A 23,476-nucleotide genomic window follows, 5' to 3' on the forward strand; every position below is an offset into this window, starting at 1 on the left:
GATTGAGTACCTTCACGAGTGAAGGGATTCCCGCGGTCTTAGAGATGAGTTGTCGAATGGCGCGAAGTCGCACAGAATCGCGAAGTCGCACAGAATCGTGTGTTTGATACCGATCAGGATCGCGAGCTATTTCAGGCGCAGAGAGGTCTTGCGCCCGATGCACGAGTTGCTCCCGGTCCAACGGAAGTGAATGGGGTGGAACTGCTTTGTCGACCAAATTGTTGACGGAACGTCCGGCGCCCATTGTTGCTACATGTCTGGATTCTTGGGGCGTTTTGGATGATGCAATCCACCATCTCACTCCAAAGGGCAGTGGAATCTGGAACAATGTCGCTTTTGTACGCAGGACATCCTTCGCGCCCGATTGGCATATTGTCTTTAACTCTGCTTCTATTTTTGGGCTCCCTGTTGATATCGAGGCGAGTCCAAACAGGACAATTTTTGCAATCGGCGAACCGCCGACGAAAGCTCATCGCGCATTTCATGAAGGGCAGGGGAAAAATACCATCGTCCTGACGTCTGACGCAGAGCTGGCTGCTCGGCAGAATGCAGAGCGCCGATTCGTTTTGTCTCCACCTATCACTCGGTCTTGGTCTGTAACAAAGACATATGACCAACTTCTGGTCAGCGAAGTCGTGGACAAGCCGCTTCGGCTCTCATGGATTACCAGTAACATCGCCCTGCTTAAAGGGCATCGATATCGGCTGGCGTTTCTGGAACGGCTGAGAGAGGAGCTCGATTTTGACCTGTTCGGCCGAGGTTTTCGGCTGATTGGAGATAAATGGGACGCACTCGCACCGTACCGTTACAGTATAGCGTTCGAGAATACTCGTGCTGATTACTATTTTACAGAGAAGCTTATGGACTGCTTCGTTGCTGAAACAATGCCGATCTATTACGGCAGCCCCGCAATCACGAGGTTCTTCCCTTCCGACTCAATGGTTCTGATTGACCCAGAGGACAAGAACGTAATCCAAAAAATTCAAGAAATCATCGACTCGGACCTCTGGAAGGAGCGTCGCGGCGCAATACAAGAGGCGAAGCGGTTGGTTCTTGAGAAATACAATACGTTTGCTTATCTCGCGGGCTTCATCGAAAGCGTTCACGATAAACCCTTACCGCCGGAAGTTATACACATCGGTTCGCCTGCGGTCGATTTTGGGACAGACGAATGAAGTACTCCAACGCTCGCTTCGCGTGCCCGGCGGTTGGTGGTCTGGCGAGATCGGTACGGAGCGCTCGGCGGAGAATGCCCACCTGCGCAGACGGGCCGGCACGGGCGCACGAGGTCATGCGCCCCCGGCTGCCGCTGATCAGACGAACTGGGGAAGGCCAGGAACGGAATTGAGGACCTCGTCCACGAGTTCGTCGCCGGCATGTTCCTTGGCGAAGGCGATCGTCTCGTTGGCGATGGCGGCGATCTTTAGAATGCTGAGACCCTCACTCATCAATTGCTGGCCGAGCCCCATGAGGCCGCCTCCGCCCTCTGGGTCGTTGCCATGATACTTCGCCACTAATTCCGAAGCTCCGGGAATGGCCGCGATCATGCGCGCAACGGGACCGTCGGCCGCGTGGCGTTGCAGGAAACCCAGCATTAACCCAACGGCCTTCTCTGCGAGAGCCGGGCCGATGCCGGCACCAGTGGCGATGCGCGATAAGAATTCTTCCATGGCAGGGTTCGTCTCTCTTTAATGAGGTTTACACGGGGCCGGTCCGGCGCCCAAAGCGCCCTTGGCCGAACCACAATTGAACTCCACAAAAATAGGCCGGCGGAAGTGCTATTGCAACTGCGCGTAAAACCGCCTCTGTCAACGCAAGCTGCGTCGGACGTGCGTATTTCGCAAAAACGGGACAGTCGTTCCGCTAAATCGCGGACAGCAGTTTCACTAATTCGCGGACAGCAGGATGGGGTCGGCGCTCGGTTGCCTGGTTGAAGTCATTTGCGATTGATTTCGCCGTTTTCGGCGCCGGTCAAGGGCGGCGGTGTTTTTTGCTTTCTCATGCTGTCGCCTTCGAGGGTGATGCGATGGGCGTTGTGGATGATCCGGTCGAGAATGGCGTCGGCTATTGTCGGCTCCGCGAATGCTTCATGATGCACCTTTCCTTGATCGCCTGGTCCGTTGCAGTCGGCGTTGAAGTTGATCGATCTGGTCGCTGGAAAGGTTTCCGCTTGGCCGCGGGCGTCACCATTTCTTTCCCACAAGATCCTTCAACGCGGCATTGTCGAGCATGGCGTCGGCCAAAAGCCGCTTCAGCCGCGTGTTCTCGTCCTCCAGAGCCTTCAGTCGCCGAGCCTCGCAGACATCCATCCCGCCGAAGCGGGCCTTCCAGTTGTAAATCGAGGCGTCGCTGACCCCGTGCTTGCGGCACAGATCGGCAACCGATACCCCGGCCTCATGTTCCTTCAAAATTCCGATGATCTGCTCTTCAGAGAAGCGGCTACGTTTCATGTCCTGGTCCTCTCGATGGGCCAGAACGAACTTCAAACCGGATTAGATAAGAGGGGCAAGGTCAAGGTCGATGACTCAACTGTTGTGTGGGGAGAGCTCTTACTTCTCATTCGCTCCAAATGCGGACGCGGCGCACGAGCTCGGAAGTTGAGATCCCGTAGCGATCGTGAAGCGTCGGCAGCGCGCCAGCGTCGAGGAACTCGTCGGGCAGGGCGATCTGGCGAAAGACTGGGGTCACTCTCTCGCGCATCAGCAGCGCGGCAACGCCTTCGCCAAGGCCACCAATGATGGTGTGGTTCTCCGCCGCCACCACCAGCCGTCCCGAACGGCGCGCGGCAGCGAGTATCGCCTCCGTATCCAGAGGTTTGATCGTCGGAACGTGCAGAACGGCGCAGCCGATCCTGTCGGCTTCAAGCGCCTTCGCGGCCTCCAGCGCGCGCATGGTCATCAGGCCGCTGGAAATGAACAATACGTCCGCGCCCTCGCGCAGCATTCGCGCCTTGCCGATTTCAAATGTATAGTCGTCTTCGTCGAGCACGACAGGAACCTTACCGCGCGAAAGCCGCATGTAGACCGGCCCGTTGTAGTCCGCGATCGCCTCCGTGGCCTGTTCGATGTCGAGCGCGTCGCAAGGGTCGATGATCGTCAGGTTCGGCATCCCGCGGAAGATCGCGATGTCCTCCGTCGCCTGGTGGCTGGGGCCGTAGCCGGTCGTCAGCCCCGGTAAGGCGCAGACGATCTTCACATTGAGTTTCTCCTCGGCGATCGCCATGCAGATGAAATCGTAGGCACGTCGCGATGCGAAGACGGCGTAGGTGGTGGCGAAGGGCGTAAAACCCTCCCGCGCCAAGCCGGCGGCGGCGCTCATCAGCACCTGCTCCGCCATGCCCATCTGATAGAAGCGGTCCGGATGCTCCTGTGCGAAGACATGGAGATCGGTGTATTTCGCGAGGTCTGCCGTCATTCCGACGATCCCGGGCCGCTGGTGCGCCAGTCTGGCCAGTGTCTGTCCAAACGGCGCATTGCGTGTCGGTACGCCATCGGGCGCGATCGACGCGATCATCGCCGAGGTGGTCTTGCGCTCACCGGCATTGGCGGCGTGGCGCGGCGCGAATTTTGACAGCCTCACTGTGGGCGTCCCTTCTCCAAAGCTTCGAGCGCCAGCGCCCATTCATGCGGTTCGACGCGGATGAAATGCGTGATGTCGCGGGTTTCCAGGAACGGCACGCCCTTGGCCATGCGGGTATCGCAGACGATCACACGTGGACGAGGCTCCTTCAGCCCGCGCGCCAGGTCGAAGGTCACGCGGACCGCTTCGATGTCGTTGCCGTCGACGCGCTGCGCGTGCCAGCCGAACGCCTCGAACTTGTCTGTCACCGGCTCGGAGGAAAGCATGGCCGTCGATGGACCGTCGGCCTGCTGGTTGTTGAAGTCGACGATGGCAATGAGATTGTCGAGCTTGTGGTGGGCCGCCGACATCGCCGCTTCCCAGGTCGAACCCTCGCCGAGTTCGCCGTCGGACAGGAGGTTATAGACGAAACTGTCGCTCTGCTTGCGCCTCAGCCCCATGCACATACCGACAGCGATGCCAAGGCCGTGACCGAGCGAGCCGCCGGTGATCTCCATGCCGGGCGTGTATGCCGCCATGCCGGACATCGGCATGCGGCTATCGTCGCTGCCATAGGTCTCGAGCTCTTCCTCCGGTAGCACGCCCGCTTCGATCAGCGCCGCGTAGAGCGCGATGGCGTAGTGTCCGATCGACAGCAGGAAGCGGTCGCGTCCCTCCCACAGCGTGTCGTCCGGCCGGTAGTGAAGCGCATGGAAATAGGCGACGGCAAGCACGTCGGCGATACCCAGTGCCTGTCCGACGTAACCTTGGCCCTGGACTTGACCCATCCGGACGGCATGTCGGCGGATACGATAGGCTCGTTCGGCCAGGCTGACATTGCTGCCAGCGCGAGGCATCTCAAGATCCGGTGTCCTCTCAGCCATGGATCAGCATCCCACCGTTGACGTCGATCACGGCGCCGGTGATGTAGCTGGCCAGATCGGACGCCAGAAAGAGATAGGCGCCGGCGACGTCGCGTGCGTCGCCCAGCCGGCTGAGCGGGATTCCCTTGATGATGTCGGCGCGCATGGCGTCGGTCAGTTTGCCCCCAGTGATGTCGGTCTGGATCAGGCCCGGTGTGACGCAGTTGACGCGGATGCGGTCGGGCCCGAATTCGCGCGCCATGGCCTTGGCAAGCCCCAGAACACCCGCCTTGGCAGCCGAATAGTGCGGGCCACCGAAGATGCCGCCGCCGCGCTGGGCCGAAACCGACGACATGCAGATGATCGAGCCGCCGCCATTTTCGCGCATGTTCGGGATGAATGCCTGGCTGAGATAGAGCACGCCGCGTAGGTTGACATCGAGCATGCGGTCCCAGTCAGCCGGGCCGATATCCAGTGTCTTTGCGGGCTGCGTGACGCCCGCATTGTTGCAGAGCACATCGATCCTGCCCAAGGTTTCTGTCACTTGCGCCGCCGCCCTCTTGCAGGCGTCGAGGTCCGCGACGTTGCACGCAAGGCCGATATGGTCGGGTCCAAGCGACGCAGCGGCGTCACGCGCTTGCCCGTCATCGAGGTCGAGTATTGCAACGCGAGCCCCGTGCTGTACCATCAGCGCTGCCGTGGAGCGGCCAATTCCCCGGGGGCCCGCGGCCCCCGAAATCACCACGGCCTTGCCCTTCAGCAACAAGTCGAACTCTCCTGCTATTTCTGTTTGCCGGCGATCTAAAGTCGGTAGAACCGGGCGGCGTTGTCATGGAACAGCGCGAGCCGCTCCTCGTGCGGGTGGGCGATCGTAATTTCCTTGAAGGCGTTCAAAATGGCGTCGAAGCTCGAGAACAGCTTGTCGACGGGGAAGTTCGTCGCGAACATCGAGCGGCCGACGCCGAAGACTGCGATCGCCTCCTCGACATAAGGACGGATCGAGAACGTGGTCCAAGTCCAGTCGCCCATGCCGAGGCCCGAGATCCAGGCGACGTTCGGCGCTTGCGCTAACTGGTGCATGCCTTTTTTCCAGGCGCCAAAATGCTCGGCGCCGTCGACCTGCATGCCGGTGTGATTGAGAATGATCTGCACGTCGGGAAAGTCGCGCGCCAGTTCGAGGAACTCGCTCATCTGCGGATAGTAGAGCTGCGGGTCGAAGCTCAGCCCGCGCTTCGCCAGCTCCCGGAAGCCGCGCCGCCATTCGGGCGTACGACTGACCTCCGGCCGCGCCAGATAGGTCTTGGCGGGGTCGGGATGATAATTCATCGGCTGCCGCATGCCGCGGAAGTTCGGATATTCCATGTGGCGGTCGAGGAGGTCGCCGACGTCGGGTTGGGACAGGTCGGCATAGCCGACGATGCCATGCGGAAAGCCTCGCTTGTTGGCGATCTCCTGCAGCCAGCGCGTTTCCCCAACCGGATCGCCGGGATCGAGAAGCAGCACTTCGGCTCCGGTGGAAAGGGCACGAGCGATCTGGACGATCTGGCCTTCGTGGAGGGACAATTTGCGTGCCGGCATTATCGACGATCGCTTCGCCGATCGCTGGGTCGATCAGCTGGAGCGCTCCGAGCGCAGTTTCGCGCGTGCGGCGACGGCTGATCTGCGACCAGCCCGACCTCGCATGCACAATGCCGATGTTTTCCGCGACCGGACAGCTCGGGCAACAGCGCCAGCTCCTGATGCACCACCGCCATGATCGGGCTGTTGTGGTCGGCCTTCGACGAGGCGAAGCCAATCTCGCCGGCTTCGCGTGAGGTCAGCCCTGTGACGATGCGGATGAGAGTGCTTTTGCCGGCGCCGTTGCCGCCCAGGAGCGCGTGGATTTCGTCGGCCCGGACCTGAAAACTCACACCCCGCAGGACACGGGTTGCGTCATAACTCTTCTCGATATTCGCAGCTTCGATCAGGGGCTTCCTGGTCAATACCTGTCCAACTCCCGGCACGTTGCCGGCGCTACCCAAGCTTTGGGTTGAACTCGGCTCCATCCTGTATCTCCTTCCGGGACCACTGTGCGACCGATTGACATTCGGCTCAATTTTCGTTTCTTAACATTCTGTGTAGCTGAGCTTAACTGACGAGGACGAGGTCAGACATCAAGTTCAATTCGATGACGCATTTCGAGGCAGTCGCGCGGCTCGGCGGCGTGGCAAAGGCCGCTCAGGAATTGCAGGTGACACCTTCGGCGGTTAGCCAGCAGCTGCGGCTGCTCGAACACCAACTCGGGGTGCGGCTTTTTCAGCGCGAAAAGCGCCATCTCTCGCTCACGATCGACGGTGAGCGGCTCTTCCAGACCACGACCCAGGCTTTCGAATCCATACGCGAGGTGCGTAATGCCATTGTGCGGCAGCGCGAAAGCTTCCAGCTTAGCCTGCGCGTCAGTCCTTCCTTCGGCGAGAAATGGCTGGCGCCGCGGTTGGCCGAGTTCAGCAAGGGCTATCCGAGCTGGAATTTGCGCGTCGACGCCACGCCCAATTTCTCGGATTTCGAAACGGAGGTCATCGATCTCGATCTTCGTTATGGCGACGGCGGCTGGGCCGGCCTTTATTCGGATTGCGTCGTCAACGATCTGATCCTGCCGATGTGCTCGCCTTCCTATCTTGCCGAACTGCGCGCGATCTCACCGGATCCGCGCGAGCAGCTTCGCCATGCGCGGTTGATCGACAGTGTGAAGGCCTATTTCCGGTGGGATTATTGGCTGCCGTGCAACGGTATCCAGGGCGCCCGCATGACGTATCCCTATCGTTTCGACCGTTCGTCAATGTCGGTTCAACTGGCGAAGGACGGTGCAGGTGTGGTCCTGGAAAGCACATCCATCGCATTCGAGGACCTGGTGTCGGGTTCTCTGGTTCCGGTCTCGATAGAGTTCGAGGTCATCGAGTTTCCGGGATACTGGCTGGTCTGTCCTTCGCGGCATATGAACCGGCGCGCGGTTCGCCTGTTTTCGGACTGGGTGTCACGCGTGGGTAAGCGCGACACCGATCTGGCTCGCCGGTTTCTGGCGGATAAGCAACTGCGCATATCGTTCGAACGACGGCCTCATTTCGGGGCACGGGATGACAAAGCGGCGCCAATGGCGTGAACAGTTCGGCGTTCAAGACATGGCAAGACGAAGATTGACAGCACGTTGCGGTTGAGGAGCTGGCAAAACGCAGGCTGTGTGCAAGCGAATGGGTTGGCCCCGCTTTTCATTTTCCGCGTAGCCTGTGCCTGCGGCTGCCCGCGCCACAAGGCGTTGGTGGACAAATGTGGCATTAGGCACAATCAGCTCTTTGATGCCGCCTGCTATGTCGGCCTTGCCGGGCAGCGAACGGACTCCGGGCGTGCGCACGCCGTCATGCGGTTGAGAACGGCGCAGCCGATGGCGACCTCGGTCTGCTGAGCCGAAAAGGAGCGGGCTCGCAGGCGACGTCCGATCAGCCCCTTGTAGCGCCCGACGGCGGTCTCGATCAGGGCGCGCTTGCCATAGCCGGTGGACGCCTGCCAATTCAGCCTTCCATCATTGGCGATCGCCGTGATGTGACCGTCCCTTTGACCGGGTGGTCCGGTGTCATCACTCTCCACGGCCGTTGAACGTGGCGGGATGACTATCCTTGCGGTGACGCTGTGTTGCAGCACCGCGCAGTAGGTGGGACCGCCATCATATGCTCCGTCGGCCGTGAATTGGTCGCTCTCTGCGTCGATCCGGTCGAGCAGCGGCTTCACCTGCGAGGGATCGTCGCCGTCCTGGTCGGTCAGACAATGGGCGATGATCTCGCCGCTGTCAGCATTGAGAACCAAATGCAGCTTGCGCCAGGTCCGGCGTGATCTGGCACCGTGCTTGTCTTCCAGCCATTGGCCGGCGCCGTAGACTTTCAAATCCGGTGCTATCGATCAGCACATGCAGCGGACCGTCCTCGGGATGCCGCTGCCGCTTGGCCGATGGTTCCCATATCTGCGGCCGGCGGCTTAGCGTCGTGTGATCGGGAACCGGTAGATCAAGCCCCATCAGATCGAGCAGCGAGGTCGCCAATCCCTCGCTCTGGCGCAGACGAAGCCCGAAGACGCATCCCAGTGTCACGACCGCCTCGATGGCGAGATCGGAATAGCGGGGCTGGCCGCCGCGGGTCGTTCTTCGCGGCGCATGCCACCTGGCCAAGGCTTCTTCTGTCAACCACAGCGTCAGACTGCCGCGCCGCCGAAGGCCCGCCTCGTATTCCGGCCAGTTTGTCACCTTGAATTTCATCTTCGCGACTCGGTGACGGCGGCTGGCATTGACGGCAGGGGCGGCGCACCATGGTCACGGCCGATACCCCCGCCATGTGGCTCGTGCTGGAAGCCCTCGGCCCAATGTCAGCTAAACAGATGACGGCCACCGGAGAGCATCTGATGGGACTTATCCCAGCGTTGTGCCCGGGGTGCGCGAATCGAAACCGCGCGGATCGACGAGTCCACTACATCTCGTGTCCCTTAGGGCATGGCCCCACCTTCCGGAAAAACACCCCACTCAGCCCTGTCCGGATCTGGCGCTCCTTGTTCGCTCCGCTGGCCTACACAGTTGATTGCGAACGACCCAGAACGGCTCTCGAAAACGAGCGTTGAACGAAATCAGATCACCGTTTGTTCTCCCTTAGCGTTGTTTGGCGTACTTTTATCGCGATGCCCTGTTGTGGGCCGTGCCATAACGCAGTTGATGATCATGCCTGACTACGAAGCGTCGGCCGCCGATAGTCTGGATACAGCGCTCGCTGTGCTCGATGAGGTATGTTATCGCCTGAGATCTGACCGCCTCATCCCAGCGGACAAAACGGGGCAGGGAGGAGGCTTTTCAGAGCCCGGACGCCTTGGTGAGATTGACGCGGAAACGATCGCGCCGGCGCTGATACTTTCGCGTCATCTCGGCCGAGGCGTGACCGAGCTGCTTTTGGACATAGCGCTCGTCGACCTCGGCCGAGGACGCGAGGCCGGCGCGCAGCGAATGGCCAGCAAACTTTTGACCGCGTTCGCCCTCCGACAGATCGCCACGCACGCCGGCTGCGAGCGCCGTGCGCTTCACCAGCCGCGCAACTTCCTGGTCCTTAAGCCGATCGGCGCCGACTCTTTTGCCTTGCCCTATTACCCTTCGGAACAAAGGGCCATGGCCGATCCGCGCCAGTGCTTGTTGGTGCCCCTTCGATCGCGCCGATGGCAACGGTGCCGGCTTGGCTACGTCGGGCGGTTCCCGGTGCGCAAAGCCTTGCGGGAAAAGGCGTTGAGGACGTCGCGCTCGCCGCCGGCGCCACCATCGGCGCGCTCGATGCGGTGGTCCGCCGGCAGGAGCGATGGGCCGGCGCCTGGCGGCAGAGGCTGGCGCTTTCGGCGGCTGCGGCAACTGCGAAGCAGGCCGGCCGCGTCGAGGATGAGAGCTCGCTGCGCGATGCCGTGCTGCTCACGCGGCCGGGCGACAATGTCGGGCCCGCCGGTCTTTTGCTCCTCGCCTGGCGTCGGCTGGCGGCCCGGCCGGCTGAGGAATTGCTGACGGCGAAAAACCTCGCTGCGGTGCTGGAAGATCTCGGTCACGCCCGTGACGACGAGGCCGTTAGCGATCTGTCGACCGCGCTACGGCAACTCGGCGACGGCACCGATGTGGTCGGGATCCTGAACGGTGCCTTCAGGGCCGCCGAACGACACGGCTTCGGCCGCGTCCTCGGAGCCTGGCTCGCCGATGCCCTGCTGGCGCAACGGCTGGGTTGGGCGCATGCGGTGCCGCTGCTGGGCGCCGATGCGGCCTTGGGCACAAGCGCCCGCCCGCGTCGATCGGCAGCCAGCTCTGTCGCGACAGGCATTGAGACAGATCCCGAGCGTGCGAAAGGCCTGCTTGCCGCGGGCACGCGCTGCGTTGCGCGCAATTGATCTTGACGCCGAACTCGGGCGCCGCGCGGACCGGCTGCTTGCCGTCACGCCGAAGCTTAGAGCCAAAGCAGCGGACGCTGTTGTCGGCAAGCTCCTGTCCGACGATGCGATCGTGGCATCCGAAAAGATCGCAGGCATGAGCGACCGCGGTCTGCGCCGCCTGTTCGACCGGCTGGTCGAGTTCGGCGCCGTCCGCGAGATGTCCGGCCGACCAACGTTCCGTATTTACGGGTTGTGACGACTATGGTGGAGGCAGTGGGCAGGCGAGGGGGGAGCCCGTCAGATAACCGTCGATCGGCTGACCAGCCGTTTGACCGGGAGCTGGATCACCTGCCGCCGGAGGCGCGCTGGCGAGAATGGATGCATCGCGTCGAAGCAACGATCTTCGCGGCCAGCGAACCGGTCGGCCGCGAGACGCTCGCCCGCGTCGTCGGCAAAAACTGTAGCATAGATCTGCTTATCGACGACATCCGCGAGGAGCTGCGCGGTCGGCCCTATGACCTCGTGGCCGTCGCCGGTGGCTGGAAGCACCTGACCCGGCCTGCCTATGCAGACGCCATCCGCAGTGCATTTGGCACGGCCGCCGGCGGGAACGGGCGTGTCGCAGACCTGACGCAGTCGGACGTGTTGGTGCTGATGTGCATAGCCTACTTCCAGCCGATCACGCGCGGAGAACTGTCGTCGTTTTTTGGCAAAGAGGTTTCCCGCGACCTGATCGGCCACCTGCGCGGCGCCGGCCTGATCTCGTCGGGTCCGCGCAGCCCGACGCCCGGCGCGCCCTACACTTACGTGACGGCCAAAGAATTCCTGCTGGAGTTCGGACTCGACACGCTACGCGACCTGCCGGCTATCGAGGCGCTCGAGGACGCCGGCCTGCTGTCGAAGGCGAAGTTGCTGGCTGGTGACATCATGCCGGACTTTGCCGGTCTTCAAGAGGGCATCGAAGGAGAGGCGGACGAATAGCTCTGCGTTGACGCCAGGAGTAGTGCAGCGCCTTACCAGTGCTCGCACCTGATCAATAAAGTCGATCAGCTATAAACGCGAGATAGTGCCACCGGCGCCGCGTTGTTGTCCGAAATTTGTAGGCATATTTCGGACATGGATCGAAATCAGCCGGCCCTCGTTTGATCCGGCCTGATCCAGGACAGGTTGAAAGTGAAAAAACAGGAGACGCTCGATCTCGTTGACGAGCTTGGGCTGCGCGAGATGACGGGCAGGGGGATGTCTCGCACAAATTCAACCACCACGACTAAAATCCACCTTTGTTGAAGCTGTCAGAAACAGGCTATGGTTCTGACACAAACGATGGCATTGGAAAGACTTGACCGGCACCATTTTGAAGCGATCGGCGGGATGCAGATTTCTGCGAAAAAATTGCTTCATCACGGGTCGTGTGCGGTCTCCACGGTTCCCACGAGCGGAACATGAACGAAATCGATCCAAACGATCACAGGGATGATCTCTTTTCAACTCCGTCGGATGTCGCACTTCTCCAACTACTACTGGCCGACCTGCACGATGACCTAGCAGGCCGACTCGGCCGGTATCACTATTTAATCGATCACGGACGCTCGTTGGGGAGTGGCGGAACGCTTCTCTTTGGAGGAACTGTAGCCCATACGGCGTTGACTGAGGCACGGTCGTCATTCGTCCACGGCAACTTCGCCGCGACCATTTTACTTTGCCAATCGCTTGCGGAAAATACTCTGGCCGGGTTTCTGCATGTGGCAGGAGAAGACCTTCCGCCGAAGGTGGGCTTTCATGACACCCTTAGGCGATGCTCAGCCAACGGCTTTCTCTCTTCGGGAGAGGTCACTGATCTCAAACGATTGGCGGACCTCCGCAACCCGCTCTCTCATTTCCGGAACATAAACGACCCGGACAATTTGGTGAGGCGTTCCGTCACCGGCGGAGAGCTCGCCGAAGATGTTCTTGCCCAGGATGCACATTTTGCCATCGCAACCGCCATTCGCCTCATGTCGAAGACGCCGTTTCGAGTCGGATAAAATGGGTGCGGCGAAACGCAAAAGAGCACAGCGCGAGGAGACCATCTTCTCAGCAAGCGCATCTCGCGGACGCGCTTCGATCTCCACGTCCTTGGCATGCGCAGGTCCTTGGCTCGGGTTATGGCAGAGGAGCTTTCATGGTGGGCTGATCAAGACGAAAAGGTACTCGGCTTTGTCTTTCGTGACATCACGGATGACGATTTTGGTTGGCAATTGCTGGGTCGTGATCAATTCGAGCGCTTCCGCTCTAGGGCGAAAATGGCCGTCACTTGCCCTGAATCCAGCAGCTTTCGCGGTGCCGCGGAATCGTTCACGCGCGCCCTTCCAATCTAGCGGTTCTTGAGCTGACTTTCGTACATAATCTGTAACGGCCAAAAATTCCTCTTTCGCGCGTCCAGATTTGCCGTTGAGCGGCAGATATATGACGTCGAACAAGATCGGCACCGAATCAGCCGGTGACGTCGACCGGACGGTGAGAGGACTAGAATGTCGAAACAGAAAGAACTGCTGACGCTACACGGTCAGCTTTTGGCGGGTGATACGCGTGCCGCCTCGAAGATCGTTGAGTTGGTCATTGCGTCGCTGGTCGCCATCGTCAAGCGCGACATAGCTGGTCTCCATGACCACCAGGATGTCGAAGAGGCCTGCTTCGACGCCTTGTTCAAATATCTGGCTGCCCCGAAGAATTACAATCCTCAGCTCGCTGAGCTGACAACGTACCTCGCCGCTATCGCCAAAGGCAAGGCTATGACCCTTCGGCGCTCGCAGGCTCGCCGCACAAAACATGAGGGTACGTATTCGGCGATCGAAAATTCTTCTGATGATCCGTTAGCGGCAGTCGACGACGAGGATTCAATGATCCGGCAGATCGACTGGGAGCGATTTGGCGACCAATTGGTGAAGGATCCTGGCGACGCAGTAATCGTCAACCTCATAAAGGTGGGAGCGAGTTCGGTGCCCGTAGTCGCTCAAGCTCTCGGCTTGGCCGCCGACGAATCTGGGCTGGAGGAAGCGGGAAGACGGTTGGAGCGTATCCGCGGCAGAGCTCGCCGCTTTGGGGAGGGGACGAAGGCATGAACAATACGGAGATTACAATGGACCGAAATTCAGCAGAGACCGAACGTCTGGGGCGCGCGATGGCCCAGGCGGCGCGTGATCGATCCGATTTCGTCGGTAGTGCTCTGGCGATTTGGGAACGTGCAAATCCAGGGCGCTCGGCCGCCGTCGAGCTGCGTTGTGATGAGAACCAGCTGTGGCGGCTCGCGGTAACACCGCGGCCGGAAGGCGCTGCAATACCCCGGGCGGCAATGGAGTTGGCCACCTCGTTGGGCGTGAATCCACTGGCACTCGTCAATATGCTACGTTTCGCTGAAAGCGCGAAGGCCTTTGCGAATGCCAATGGCGACGGCGAAATGCTGATGGCCGCACTCGACATGGACGAGGGAAAACAGGATGCCGATTAATGGCGTTTGACGCCGCCGCAGTTGCAGCGCGAATTACCGCCGGAGCCGAAAAAATAGGCTCCGGCTTTCCGCGTGATCTCGCCGAAAGCGCACCGCTGACCTTGCCTGTGTCGATCATTGTCCGCGCTGGCCTTACCACCGCGGACGTCGCACAGACGCTGTCTGTCGCGACCGGTCGCGCAACCGCTTCCCTACGGAAACGACGCCTGCGAGGCTGCTTGGTTGCCCACCGAGGCTTCGGTATGATTTTTCTCGACGAAGATGATGCAGCGCTCGTGCGGTTCGCTCTCGCGCATGAACTGGCCCATTTTGCAGGTCATTATTTAACACGGCGCGAACTCGCGATCGCTCGCCTTGGCCCAGCGATCATCGACGTACTCGATGGCCTTCGAGCGCCAACGGCACCGGAACGACTTGCGGGCATTTTGTCCGGATGCCCGCTCGGCGCGTTCGCGGACGTGATGGAGCGGGACGACGGTGTCCCACTGACAGCCGCCGCGGAAGTCATGGAATATGAAGCCGACGAGGCTGCCTTCCTCGCCCTCGCCCCTATAGGCATTGTCATTGCCCGCACGCTTGGTCGAAGTGGGCGCATCGATCGGGCAGCGGCCACCGCTTGCTTGATAGAAACTTTTGGACTGTCACCAGGCGACGCCGATCGTCACGCGCCGCGCATTGTGAACGCCGCAGGCCGCAATCGCCCCTCCTTAGTGGAACAACTTCGCAAGGCGGCGTCCGAAATAGAGCGCGAACGGCATATGTAGGATAAAAGGAACGGCGCATGGCTAATTCTGCTGTCGACCAAGATGAAGCTAAATCGGCGCCACGCGCAGCGGGATCGGCAGCTGGGCGGAGCTACGAGGACGCTACCGGCGAGCGTATTGAGGACACGCTCGACATCGACAACTGGGACCCCGCCCACCGGATGGCGGAGCAGTTTGATCGTCTGCAGAGGGAGATTATTGCGGCGCAAGTCCGGGAAATGGAAACCCGCCGCGACATTCGCGAGCAAGCCTTCCCTTTGATCGCCCGCCGCGAAGGTGCTCCCCGTGATGCCGGAGTTCACGAAGTCGAACTTGGCGAGTTGCGGACAGTTCAGCAGCACTTGCTATTCAGCGGGCATGTCCAAGCCGTTGATGGGGCGTCGGTCGTTCATCAGACGCTTCCGATGACGATCTTTCAGACGGCCATAGCACTTGCGACCTATCTGGGCGACCATGGGACCTGGGGCCACCGAGTGTTTCAGAAGGACGTCAAGGTCTCAGGACGCACTGCGCTTGATCGAACGCTCGCCTTGCTTGCCCAACGCAAAGCAGCCGAGGACGCCGAGGAAGCGGGCCTATCGGACATGCTGCGACGCGGATTGATGGCCAATGCCGAGTTGGCGGTCATGGCGCGCAAGGCAGAAGCGCCATGGCGGATGGGCCATGGCCATCCCCTGCCGAAGGAATTGCTCACGGGGGCTGGGATGCCCGAACTGATCGAGTTGTCCGTTCCGCTTTTTCGTGAGTTGCTGCTCGACCACCAGCGCTTCGTCTATGTTCCGCGCGGATCGAACGACCGCCTGCTGCGGACCATCGGCGATGCGTTACTCCCCCTTGAGTATGCGATCGTCGACGATCTGAACTCCTACATGCACGGCGTCATCACTCAAGGTCACTATGGAACGGGCCGATTCCAGAAAGCGCTGCGGATGCTTGAGGGCTTTCAGGCGGACGCCAGTGGGAAGCTCGTCGCCGGCGTCTTTCGCGTCTCGCCACACTCGTCAAGTCAAGTGTTCTATGCACATACCGCACATGCCAGCGAAGCCGCTATCGTCGCGATGGCGGATGCCGTGCTTGTTGAAGCGCGAGGCTACCCGATGCTGCTCGATCTCGCCGGCGGTATCTGCCGCGAGATGTTTCCATCAGACGCGATCTTCAAGCCGGCAGCGGCGGTCATGACCCAATATGGCGCGTGAAGCGCCTCGCCCATTCAGGAGAGTGAAATGCCCAAAGCGAACCGAGAGGACGAAACGGCCAGCGATGCATCGGAGGTGACTGACCGCGGGTCAACGAGCCGCGCGGCCGTGAAGAATTTGATCGAGACGTCAGAAAAGGCCGGCGGTCAGAAGAAGCTGCCGGCTGTTTACGATGGATCTTTCGGGCGAACCCTGTACGACACCTCCGGCTCGTCCGATGGATCGGTGACGGTTGTGATGCCGCCGGACAAAATTCGGAACGTAACGTCGCAGGCGCTTCTTCGCATCGAAAGCCATCCCGACGGTCGCCGCTATGTCGGAACTGTGTCGGCCGGACCATTCTATGATCCGGATGGTATTAGCGCTGATTCGACCGCCATGGTGATCTCGGCGGTCAATGGCGCAATCGGCATGCCCGGGCACCACGGCCGTCTTCAGCTTCAGCTGCTCGGCGAGGAAAGAGGGGGTCGCATCGGGCCTGCCAATCGGCGACCGATTCCGAATTCGCCCGTCTTCCTGGTTGATGATGCAGAGATGTCTTCGATTCTGGGCTTGGAGGGCGATTTTGCCATCGGCCGCGTAATGGGCCACGAAACAGTCGACGTACCGGTGCCGGTTCACAAGAAGTCTGTACTCTATCGGCATACGGGGGTTCTGGGCACAACGGGCGGCGGCAAATCTACTACGATCACCAACTACGCCGCCGGCATCGCGGCAGAGGGGGCTGCGGTCATTCTGCTCGATACCGAAGGCGAGTACACCACCATGCACGAGGTGACCGCGGATGCCGATATGCTGGCGCTTGCCAAGGCGCAGGGTCTCCCCGTTAAGGGCGTACCCAACACACATGTTCTGACGCTCGTCGGCCGTGAGCCCAGCAATCCTGACCACCCGTCACATACCGAGTTCACGCTCGAATTCAGCGTGCTATCACCATGGACCGCGATAGAAATACTCGGGATGAACGATGCACAACAAGGTCGTTTCCTCGCCGCCTATGATATCGGTCGACGCCTGCTGGGCGACATCAACATTTTTCCGGTCAAGAAGGACGTCGAGTCAGAACGCCAGGCCCTAGATTGGGATGAAATGGAGTCAGGCTATCCACACCTGACCCTGGCGCTGCTAATCGACGTCGTTTCTGCATGCATCGCGCACCTCAAGAAAGGTGAAGTCACATTTTGGGCCAGCGACCTGATGCGCAAACGGTCGGACGCGCAGGCCAAGCTCAAAGAAATCATTGATCAGACTGAACTCGAGAAAGTCCCGTCGAGCTGGATGAAGGTTTCCGGGCTCCTCTGGCGCATGCACCGGTTGAAAATCTTCGATCGTGCCGATGCCGCCCACCTAGATGTCCCGGCGATGCTCAAACCAGGTCGGGTCAACATCATCGACCTTTCAGATCTCGACAGCCCGGTGCTGCGAAACTTGGCAATCGCGCAGGTTTTGCGGCAGCTGCAGACCGAGCAGGAGCGTGCGTACGAGTTGGCAAGCGTCAAGGGGCAGACGCCGACGCCAGTTAATCTAATTATCGAGGAGGCACACGAATTTCTGTCGACGGCGCGAATCCGACAGATGCCGACGTTGTATGAGCAGGTTGCCCGCATTGCTAAGCGCGGGCGTAAGCGTTGGCTGGGCTTGACCTTCGTCACGCAGCTGCCGCAGAATCTGCCCGATGAGGTGTTGGCCTTGATCAACAACTGGATCCTGCACAAGATTCAGGACGAAAGCGTCGTCGGCAGGTTACGGCGGACTATTCCCGCCATTGATCAGAGCATGTGGCGCTCGCTGGCGTCGCTGCAGCCGGGGCAGGCCGTTGTTAGCCTTGCGCACATGCGTCGCCCGATCATGACACAGATCCATCCCTCGACCGCGAAGTTGAGACTGGAAAGCTGACAGATGTTTGAGCTGTCAGACTGGTCTCGATTCGCGTGCACTATAAGTTGGCGTTAGGATACACCGGACGGGAAAGGAGTCTTGCCTGCTGTAAAAGCTGGATGCGAATTTTTCTGACCTGAAGAATTGCCAGAAGAATTAGTAAAATTAATTATCTATTCTATCTACAGGTTCGGCCGACAAATTGAAGGGTGATTTTCAGTGACAAACGTACTCGATCTTGCGAAATTCAAGGCAAAAGCAAAACTCAACGATCGGTATGCCAAACAACTAAAGCGATTGCAGACAGCCGACATTCCTACGACGAGCATCGAGGTGGCGGTCAACGGCGCGGTCTCCAACCTTGCAAAGGCCAGCACATCGGCGCTCGTGATCTATGGTGAGCCTCAGAGCGGCAAGACCGAGATGATGATCTGTCTGACGGCGAAGCTCCTCGATCAGGGGCACAAGGTCATCGTTCATCTCATGAATGACAGTGTCGATTTGCTCACGCAGAATTTGCGTCGCTTCAAGACATCCGGCCTAGCGCCAGGTCCTCGCAACTCCTCCGAGTCGCTTCAGACGTCGAACGGCCAAAAGCCCGCCGAGTTGGTTGTTTTCTGCAAAAAGAACGCGCGAGATCTCGAGAAGCTAATCGATCGACTCAAGGGCATAGGAAAGATCGCCGTGATCGATGACGAAGCGGATTATGCCACGCCAAACTCTAAGGTTAACAAGGGTACGAAGACGACCATTAACGACCTCGTCGGGCAGTTGATTGGCAGCGATGGCTTCTATATTGGCGTTACCGCGACACCCGCCCGGCTCGACCTCAATAACACCTTTAAGAACGACACTGAAAAGTGGGTGAGTTTCCCACCACACGCCAAATATACGGGCCAGGACGTGTTCTTTCCCCTCGACAAGAAAGTGTCTTATCGCCTGACCTATCTTCAGCAGGGCGGCAATCCGCAGGAAGCGCGGGACGCGCTCGTTCGATTTCTTGTTACGGTCGCCTACCTCAATAAGGTTGTGAACGACGAAGAGAAAAACTACACTATGCTCGTGCACACGAGCGGCAAGAAGCTCGACCATGAGGCCGACCGCATCACGATCGAAGAGGCCGTGCATGCATTGACGGAGGCCGACAGCACGGACTTCGATAGGCTTGTCACCAGCGTCTATGCGACGGCGCAGCAGCTATATCCAGCGGCTGATCCCGATGAACTCACCAGCTATGTCGTAGAAAACGCTTCGCGCACGAGCCTCGTGGTGCTGAACAGCGAACGAGACCGAATAGCAGCAGGGGATAGTGCCACCGAGCCCTCCTCTCCGTTCACCATTATCATCGGCGGGAATATTGTTTCGCGCGGCGTCACCTTCCCAAACCTTCTGTCGATGTTTTTCACGCGTAACGTGCAGCACAAGTTGCAGCAGGATACTTACATCCAGCGGGCACGCATGTTCGGCGCGCGCGGCGCATATCTTGAACATTTCGAACTGACAATCCCAACCCAACTCTATGCCGATTGGCATCGTTGCTTCGTGTTTCATCGGCTGGCGCTCGCGACAGTTCGGAGCGAGCTGGGGTCGCCAGTCTGGATTGGAGATAGTCGCGTGTCTGTGGCGTCGGACCCCAGCATTGATAAGGCAACCGTCGCGCTCGACAAGGGCGAGATGTCGTTCGGCATGTTCGATTACACGGTAGAACTCGATCAGATCGTGCTTGGTGATCCATCGAGCATCGTCACGCTAGATGCGCTTCGCGCCAAACTCGGCAACGACGCGCTGCCGCAATTTCTGATCGACTACATCAAGGCAGTGATGGCCGGAGGGGGCGGCACGCTAGCCATTCACGCAGCCTCGACGATCGCTAATTACGGCAGTACCGCCAATCAGGCAGCGATCTCACGCGACAAGGGATTCATGGGCAAAAGTCAGCTTGAGCCCAAGAAATTTCCAACAGCCGTCCATCATGTGAAGATTTTCTACAATGCGAACGGACGAGCAAAGCTGTTCTACAAGTACAAGGGTAGCTTGCAGTTCATCCAGAATCTCGCATGACGTCAGGTGCGAGCGAATGTGAGGATCGTCTCGGTGCGCATTCGCTTGCCGAGCGGCTCGCTCGTCATTGGCAGATAGCGGCTGCGCAATGGTAAAGGCCGCTCGGTTTCGCTAACCAATGTCAGCCCAGCGAGGCGGGCAGCGGCAGCGACCGCTTCAGAATTCCTGATGAACACGTCGCGCAGACAGGAATTGCCTACGACGAATGTCGCGCGTGCTCCAGTCTTTAGCACGCGCGCGATTTCGCTGACCATAAGACGGATGTCCTGGACATAGCGGGCGATCATCGACGCGAATTTCGTGGGAAGCTGATCGATCTCGCCCATGGCAGCTTGTATCGTTGCTAGCTCGATGGCCTCATCAACCTTATCGGGCGCCCGCTCGGCACCAATGCTGTTGGAGCGGATCGCACGAAGGTCTCTAAGACGATGGCCAAGCCAGATAAGAGACAGACGATGTCCGCGCATGTAGTCAATAGCATTGAGATAGGGTGGCGACGTCAGAACCACGTCGACGCTGGCGTCCGCGACGGACGTCAGGGTTCTCGCATCGCCGAGCGTAATGGCGGCGCCGCCGGCAGGTGGGGCTTCGCTCAGGCGCTTCCTTACAGCATTAATTGAGCGATCGAACATTGGTCTGACCTCGAAGTCGTTGGCGTCCGCGACCTTGTGCGGTCGACTGTGCGAGACGTCGCGGGCCAGCGAAGCTCCTTTGTCCTTAGTGATGATGAGGCGGCTGAGCGCGATCTTCAACAGGTCGATCGCCAAGTGTTCATCCGGGCTGGAGAGTTCCCCGCTAAGCTGATCCAAGGCACAAGCGATTCGGCGCAACTCGGGTTTCTGCGGATCAGCGAACCAGAAGTCGGCAAACACCGCTGTCTCGGGATCATTGTCCATCCATGGTAGGATGGCTTCTTCAACAGACATCGCATCGATTCGTTTGTTTACGCGCTCAACGAGATCGAGGACCAACGCATCGTTGACTGCGGCCGTCAACACGCGGGTCATGAGAACTGCGAGAGGATCCATATCGAAGCCAATCGCCTGATGACCGAGATCGGTCGCCTGACGAAGAACGGTTCCGGAACCTGCCATCGGGTCGAGCACTAGGCCTGCGGAGGATAGCTCGTTTAGTTTTTCGAGAGCTAGTTCCGGTGCCATGCGTGCCGGGAAGGGATGAATGGAGCGGATCACGTTCGGCCTCCCGGGTACATCTTTGTCCGAAACTTACCGCATTTTTCGGACAACGTAAAGCCCGGAGTTGCCTTTGTCCGAAAAATACCGCATTTTTCGGACAAAGAGGTGAGTCATGCGCGGCCCTTCGCTCGATCTCAAGCCACAGATTCTCGACCGCATTGCAGCGGCTCCAAGTGCTGTCTGGACACCCGTGGACTTTCTCGACATTGGACCTCGCGCTGCCATAGACAAGGCACTCCAACGCCTCGTGAAAACCCAAGAGCTGCAGCGTCTTGATCGGGGCTTGTACCACATGCCGCGCAAAAATAGCCTGACTGGTCGTTCGAGCGCCCCGGAGACACGCGCCGTAATTGACGCTGTAAGTCGACGCGATCAGGCCCGCCTTGTCGTCGATGGTGTCACTGCGGCGAATGATCTAGGTCTCACAACCGCCGTTCCCTCACAAGTAGTTGTACACAGTGATGCGCGTTTGCGTCCAATAAAACTGGGCAACCAAACTATCAAGTTTAGGCAGGCTGCGCCAAGTCGGCTTTTCTGGGCCGGACGACCTGCGATGCGGGTGGTCCAAGCCTTATACTGGCTTCAAGACGTTATAACGTCCGGGAATGAAGCGGACAGCACGGCACGGCTTCGGAATTTGCTCAGTGATCCGGCAAGAGGACAAGCGGTCCGCGACGATCTCCGCGACGGCCTACCGACCTTGCCAATATGGATGCAATCTTATCTCCGGGAGGTGTTGCAGGATGCCGATCCATCTCCTGAACTGCCTCTTGGAAGGGCGATGAGACACACGGTTTCGTCCAAGTCTCCTCGCGTTAAGCGCGAAAGCTTGCGGTCGATCGAAAAGACCGCAGGGTCCGATAATTTGCCAGAGACCCGGAGAAAACCGAACAACAGAGCTTCGTAAGCGGGTAGCTGATGCCGTTCAGCGATGGTAGTTCCAAGGCATGAGCGCCTCGATAGCGCTGTTTGGCCAGCCATTGGCGATGCGCTCGAGGGTCTGGGTGAGCCAGGCGTGCGGATCGACCTGGTTCATCTTGGCCGTGGTCAGCAGCGTGGCGATGGTGGCCCATGTCCGTCCGCCGCCGTCGCTGCCAGCGAAGAGGCTGTTCTTTCGGGTAATTGTCTGTGGCCTGATGGCGCGCTCGACGGTGTTGGAGTCGATTTCGATGCGGCCGTCGGTGAGGAAGCGCTCCAGCGCGGCACGCCGGCCGAGCGCATAGCGGATCGCCTCGGCGGGCTTCGATTTTCCCGACAGCTTCGGCAGCTCCTTTTCCCACAGCGCAAAGAGAGCGGCAACGACGGCGGCGGATTTCTCCTGACGCGCAGTTATCCGTACTGCCGGGTCCTGGCCGCGTACGGCCTCCTCGGCGGCCCACAGCGGGGCCATCTGCGCCACCGTCTGCGAGGCGATAACGGAGGAGCCTGCGGCATGCAGTTCGTAGAACTTGCGCCGCACGTGCGACCAGCACGCCGCCAGCATCACGCCGTCATTGCCCCGATCGGATCGGGCCAGCCGGTTATAGGCGGCGTATCCGTCGACTTGCAGGATGCCGCGATAGCCGTCCAGATGACGGGCGACACATTCGCCGGCGCGGCTGTCCTCGAAGCGATAGACAACAATGGGCGGTCCACTGCCGCCAAAGGGCCGATCATCGCGGACATAGGTCCAGAGGTAGGCCGTCTTGGCCTTGCCAGATCCCGGCGCCAGCGTTGGCAGCGTGGTCTCATCGGCGAAGACCCGCTCCCCCTGCTTGATGCGAGCCAGTGCGTAATCGGCGAGCGGCTCGAGCTCGAAGCCGAGCTTGCCCATCCACTGCGCCATCTGTGACCGGTCGATCTCGACCTGATCGCGGGCATAAATCGTTTCCTGGCGGTAGAGCGGCAGGCCATCGGCGTATTTCGACACCGCGATCTGCGCCAGCAGCGCTTCGGTCGGAATGCCGCTTTCGATGATGCGGGCGGGCGCGGCTGCCTGGATGACGCCGTCCCAACCCTTGTAGGCATATTTGGGGCGACGCGTAACGATCACCCGGAACTTCGCCGGGGTGACATCGAGCCGTTCGGAGACGTCCTCGCCGATCAGGATCTTTTCCAGCGCTTCGCAGCCAGCAGGCGTTTCGGGCTCGATGACCACCTCGACCCGTTCGAGATGGGCCGCAAAGCCTTTGCGAGGACGCGGAGCGCGCTTCGCTTTCGAGCCGCCCGCAGACTCCATCTGCGCTTGGATGGCCGCCACGCCGGTTTCGATCTCGTCGAAGACCAGCGCATACTGCTCCTCGCTCAGCGCACCGGCCCGCAACCTTTCGGAGCGGCTGCCGAAGCGCGCCCGCTCCAGCATCTTCACCACCGCCGTCAGTCGTGCGATCCGCTCCTCGGCGCTCTTGATTGACCAACTCGAGATGCGTATTGTGGGCTTCGAGATCGGCATTACGCTCTTCCAGACCGGCGGCTTTTTCGGCCATGGCAACAACCATCGCCTTGAGCGCGTCAACGTCGTCCGGGAGCGCGAGATCGGGTGCCGACATGGCCAAAATCAGAGCATATTCGCGGCAATTTTCCC

20 protein-coding genes and 6 pseudogenes are annotated in these 23,476 nt (G+C 59.9%); 13 read left to right on the top strand and 13 right to left on the bottom strand.

What is annotated here, in order from left to right; genetic code table 11:
- The first annotated feature begins 206 nt into the window (after positions 1 to 206).
- Entirely contained in the window at positions 207 to 1,175 is a 969-nt protein-coding gene (locus NKH21_RS10590; RefSeq protein ID WP_352453731.1) for a glycosyltransferase family 10 domain-containing protein, read from the top strand.
- A 138-nt stretch (positions 1,176 to 1,313) separates the two neighbouring features.
- On the opposite strand, the gene NKH21_RS10595 is transcribed toward NKH21_RS10590, so the two are convergent.
- From NKH21_RS10595 to NKH21_RS10630, 8 genes and pseudogenes are all read right to left on the bottom strand, one after another.
- The gene (locus tag NKH21_RS10595; protein WP_352453730.1) at positions 1,314 to 1,670 is read right to left on the bottom strand and encodes a hypothetical protein; all 357 of its coding nucleotides are present in this window, start codon (positions 1,668 to 1,670) and stop codon (positions 1,314 to 1,316) included.
- 266 nt (positions 1,671 to 1,936) lie between these two features.
- Positions 1,937 to 2,092, bottom strand: a pseudogene (locus NKH21_RS10600) (ATP-binding protein); the annotation flags it as partial.
- Positions 2,093 to 2,163: 71 nt separating this feature from the next.
- Positions 2,164 to 2,450, bottom strand: a pseudogene (locus tag NKH21_RS10605) (transposase); the annotation flags it as partial.
- 106 nt (positions 2,451 to 2,556) lie between these two features.
- Positions 2,557 to 3,579 carry a transketolase family protein gene (locus NKH21_RS10610; RefSeq protein WP_502894352.1) on the bottom strand — a complete coding sequence of 341 codons (1,023 nt, stop codon included), beginning with the start codon at positions 3,577 to 3,579 and terminating at the stop codon, positions 2,557 to 2,559.
- Complete coding sequence (locus NKH21_RS10615; protein ID WP_502894354.1) at positions 3,576 to 4,415, bottom strand: transketolase; 840 nt, start codon at positions 4,413 to 4,415, stop codon at positions 3,576 to 3,578. The genes NKH21_RS10610 and NKH21_RS10615 overlap by 4 nt, the downstream gene beginning before the upstream one ends.
- Positions 4,416 to 4,434: 19 nt before the next feature.
- Positions 4,435 to 5,187: an SDR family NAD(P)-dependent oxidoreductase gene (locus tag NKH21_RS10620; RefSeq protein ID WP_352541524.1), complete on the bottom strand. Its 753-nt coding sequence runs from the start codon at positions 5,185 to 5,187 to the stop codon at positions 4,435 to 4,437.
- Positions 5,188 to 5,222: 35 nt separating this feature from the next.
- Positions 5,223 to 5,999, bottom strand: a complete 777-nt coding sequence (locus NKH21_RS10625) for an amidohydrolase family protein (protein WP_352541523.1) — start codon at positions 5,997 to 5,999, stop codon at positions 5,223 to 5,225.
- Positions 5,999 to 6,466: an ATP-binding cassette domain-containing protein gene (locus NKH21_RS10630; RefSeq protein ID WP_352541522.1), complete on the bottom strand. Its 468-nt coding sequence runs from the start codon at positions 6,464 to 6,466 to the stop codon at positions 5,999 to 6,001. Before NKH21_RS10630 ends, NKH21_RS10625 begins: the two co-directional genes overlap by 1 nt.
- Before the next feature lie 122 nt (positions 6,467 to 6,588).
- Between NKH21_RS10630 and NKH21_RS10635 the strand changes: the two genes are divergently transcribed.
- On the top strand, positions 6,589 to 7,560 hold the full coding sequence (locus tag NKH21_RS10635; RefSeq protein ID WP_352457357.1) for a LysR substrate-binding domain-containing protein: 972 nt from the start codon (positions 6,589 to 6,591) through the stop codon (positions 7,558 to 7,560).
- 203 nt (positions 7,561 to 7,763) lie between these two features.
- Here NKH21_RS10635 and NKH21_RS10640 read toward each other — a convergent pair.
- Both NKH21_RS10640 and NKH21_RS10645 read right to left on the bottom strand, forming a co-directional pair.
- A pseudogene (locus NKH21_RS10640) lies at positions 7,764 to 8,703 on the bottom strand (IS5 family transposase).
- A gap of 582 nt (positions 8,704 to 9,285) precedes the next feature.
- A pseudogene (locus tag NKH21_RS10645) lies at positions 9,286 to 9,612 on the bottom strand (tyrosine-type recombinase/integrase); the annotation flags it as partial.
- A gap of 29 nt (positions 9,613 to 9,641) precedes the next feature.
- On the opposite strand from NKH21_RS10645, the pseudogene NKH21_RS10650 reads away from it, so the two are divergent.
- The 4 genes and pseudogenes from NKH21_RS10650 to NKH21_RS10665 all read left to right on the top strand — a co-directional run bounded on the left by NKH21_RS10650 (position 9,642) and on the right by NKH21_RS10665 (position 12,355).
- Positions 9,642 to 10,587, top strand: a pseudogene (locus NKH21_RS10650) (DUF1403 family protein).
- 5 nt (positions 10,588 to 10,592) lie between these two features.
- Positions 10,593 to 11,312 (top strand): SMC-Scp complex subunit ScpB, encoded by a 720-nt coding sequence (gene scpB / locus NKH21_RS10655; RefSeq protein ID WP_352864779.1) that lies wholly within the window; start codon positions 10,593 to 10,595, stop codon positions 11,310 to 11,312.
- A gap of 174 nt (positions 11,313 to 11,486) precedes the next feature.
- Positions 11,487 to 11,618 carry a helix-turn-helix domain-containing protein gene (locus NKH21_RS10660; RefSeq protein ID WP_352864938.1) on the top strand — a complete coding sequence of 44 codons (132 nt, stop codon included), beginning with the start codon at positions 11,487 to 11,489 and terminating at the stop codon, positions 11,616 to 11,618.
- Between the two features lie 155 nt (positions 11,619 to 11,773).
- Positions 11,774 to 12,355, top strand: a complete 582-nt coding sequence (locus NKH21_RS10665; RefSeq protein WP_352864782.1) for a hypothetical protein — start codon at positions 11,774 to 11,776, stop codon at positions 12,353 to 12,355.
- A 135-nt stretch (positions 12,356 to 12,490) separates the two neighbouring features.
- On the opposite strand, the gene NKH21_RS10670 is transcribed toward NKH21_RS10665, so the two are convergent.
- Positions 12,491 to 12,790: a hypothetical protein gene (locus tag NKH21_RS10670; protein WP_352864784.1), complete on the bottom strand. Its 300-nt coding sequence runs from the start codon at positions 12,788 to 12,790 to the stop codon at positions 12,491 to 12,493.
- 51 nt (positions 12,791 to 12,841) lie between these two features.
- Between NKH21_RS10670 and NKH21_RS10675 the strand changes: the two genes are divergently transcribed.
- The 6 genes from NKH21_RS10675 (at position 12,842) to NKH21_RS10700 (ending at position 19,717) form a co-directional block, all read left to right on the top strand.
- Positions 12,842 to 13,432 carry an RNA polymerase sigma factor gene (locus tag NKH21_RS10675; protein WP_352864787.1) on the top strand — a complete coding sequence of 197 codons (591 nt, stop codon included), beginning with the start codon at positions 12,842 to 12,844 and terminating at the stop codon, positions 13,430 to 13,432.
- Positions 13,429 to 13,818: a hypothetical protein gene (locus NKH21_RS10680; RefSeq protein ID WP_352864790.1), complete on the top strand. Its 390-nt coding sequence runs from the start codon at positions 13,429 to 13,431 to the stop codon at positions 13,816 to 13,818. Before NKH21_RS10675 ends, NKH21_RS10680 begins: the two co-directional genes overlap by 4 nt.
- The gene (locus NKH21_RS10685; RefSeq protein ID WP_352864792.1) at positions 13,818 to 14,582 is read left to right on the top strand and encodes a hypothetical protein; all 765 of its coding nucleotides are present in this window, start codon (positions 13,818 to 13,820) and stop codon (positions 14,580 to 14,582) included. The genes NKH21_RS10680 and NKH21_RS10685 overlap by 1 nt, the downstream gene beginning before the upstream one ends.
- Before the next feature lie 17 nt (positions 14,583 to 14,599).
- Positions 14,600 to 15,778: a hypothetical protein gene (locus tag NKH21_RS10690; RefSeq protein WP_352541515.1), complete on the top strand. Its 1,179-nt coding sequence runs from the start codon at positions 14,600 to 14,602 to the stop codon at positions 15,776 to 15,778.
- Positions 15,779 to 15,805: 27 nt separating this feature from the next.
- Complete coding sequence (locus tag NKH21_RS10695; RefSeq protein ID WP_352864796.1) at positions 15,806 to 17,674, top strand: ATP-binding protein; 1,869 nt, start codon at positions 15,806 to 15,808, stop codon at positions 17,672 to 17,674.
- A gap of 201 nt (positions 17,675 to 17,875) precedes the next feature.
- On the top strand, positions 17,876 to 19,717 hold the full coding sequence (locus NKH21_RS10700) for a Z1 domain-containing protein (protein WP_352864798.1): 1,842 nt from the start codon (positions 17,876 to 17,878) through the stop codon (positions 19,715 to 19,717).
- 2 nt (positions 19,718 to 19,719) lie between these two features.
- On the opposite strand, the gene NKH21_RS10705 is transcribed toward NKH21_RS10700, so the two are convergent.
- Positions 19,720 to 20,910, bottom strand: coding sequence for a hypothetical protein (locus NKH21_RS10705; RefSeq protein ID WP_352864800.1), 1,191 nt, complete (start codon positions 20,908 to 20,910; stop codon positions 19,720 to 19,722).
- Positions 20,911 to 21,025: 115 nt separating this feature from the next.
- Here NKH21_RS10705 and NKH21_RS10710 point away from each other — a divergent pair, with 115 nt between their 5' ends.
- Complete coding sequence (locus NKH21_RS10710; RefSeq protein WP_352864802.1) at positions 21,026 to 21,820, top strand: DUF6088 family protein; 795 nt, start codon at positions 21,026 to 21,028, stop codon at positions 21,818 to 21,820.
- An 18-nt stretch (positions 21,821 to 21,838) separates the two neighbouring features.
- Here NKH21_RS10710 and tnpC read toward each other — a convergent pair.
- Positions 21,839 to 23,441 (bottom strand): annotated as a pseudogene (gene tnpC / locus NKH21_RS10715) (IS66 family transposase).
- Positions 23,442 to 23,476: the final 35 nt, after the last annotated feature.

The sequence above is a fragment of the Mesorhizobium sp. M1329 genome, from assembly GCF_040318035.1.
Classification (GTDB): domain Bacteria; phylum Pseudomonadota; class Alphaproteobacteria; order Rhizobiales; family Rhizobiaceae; genus Mesorhizobium.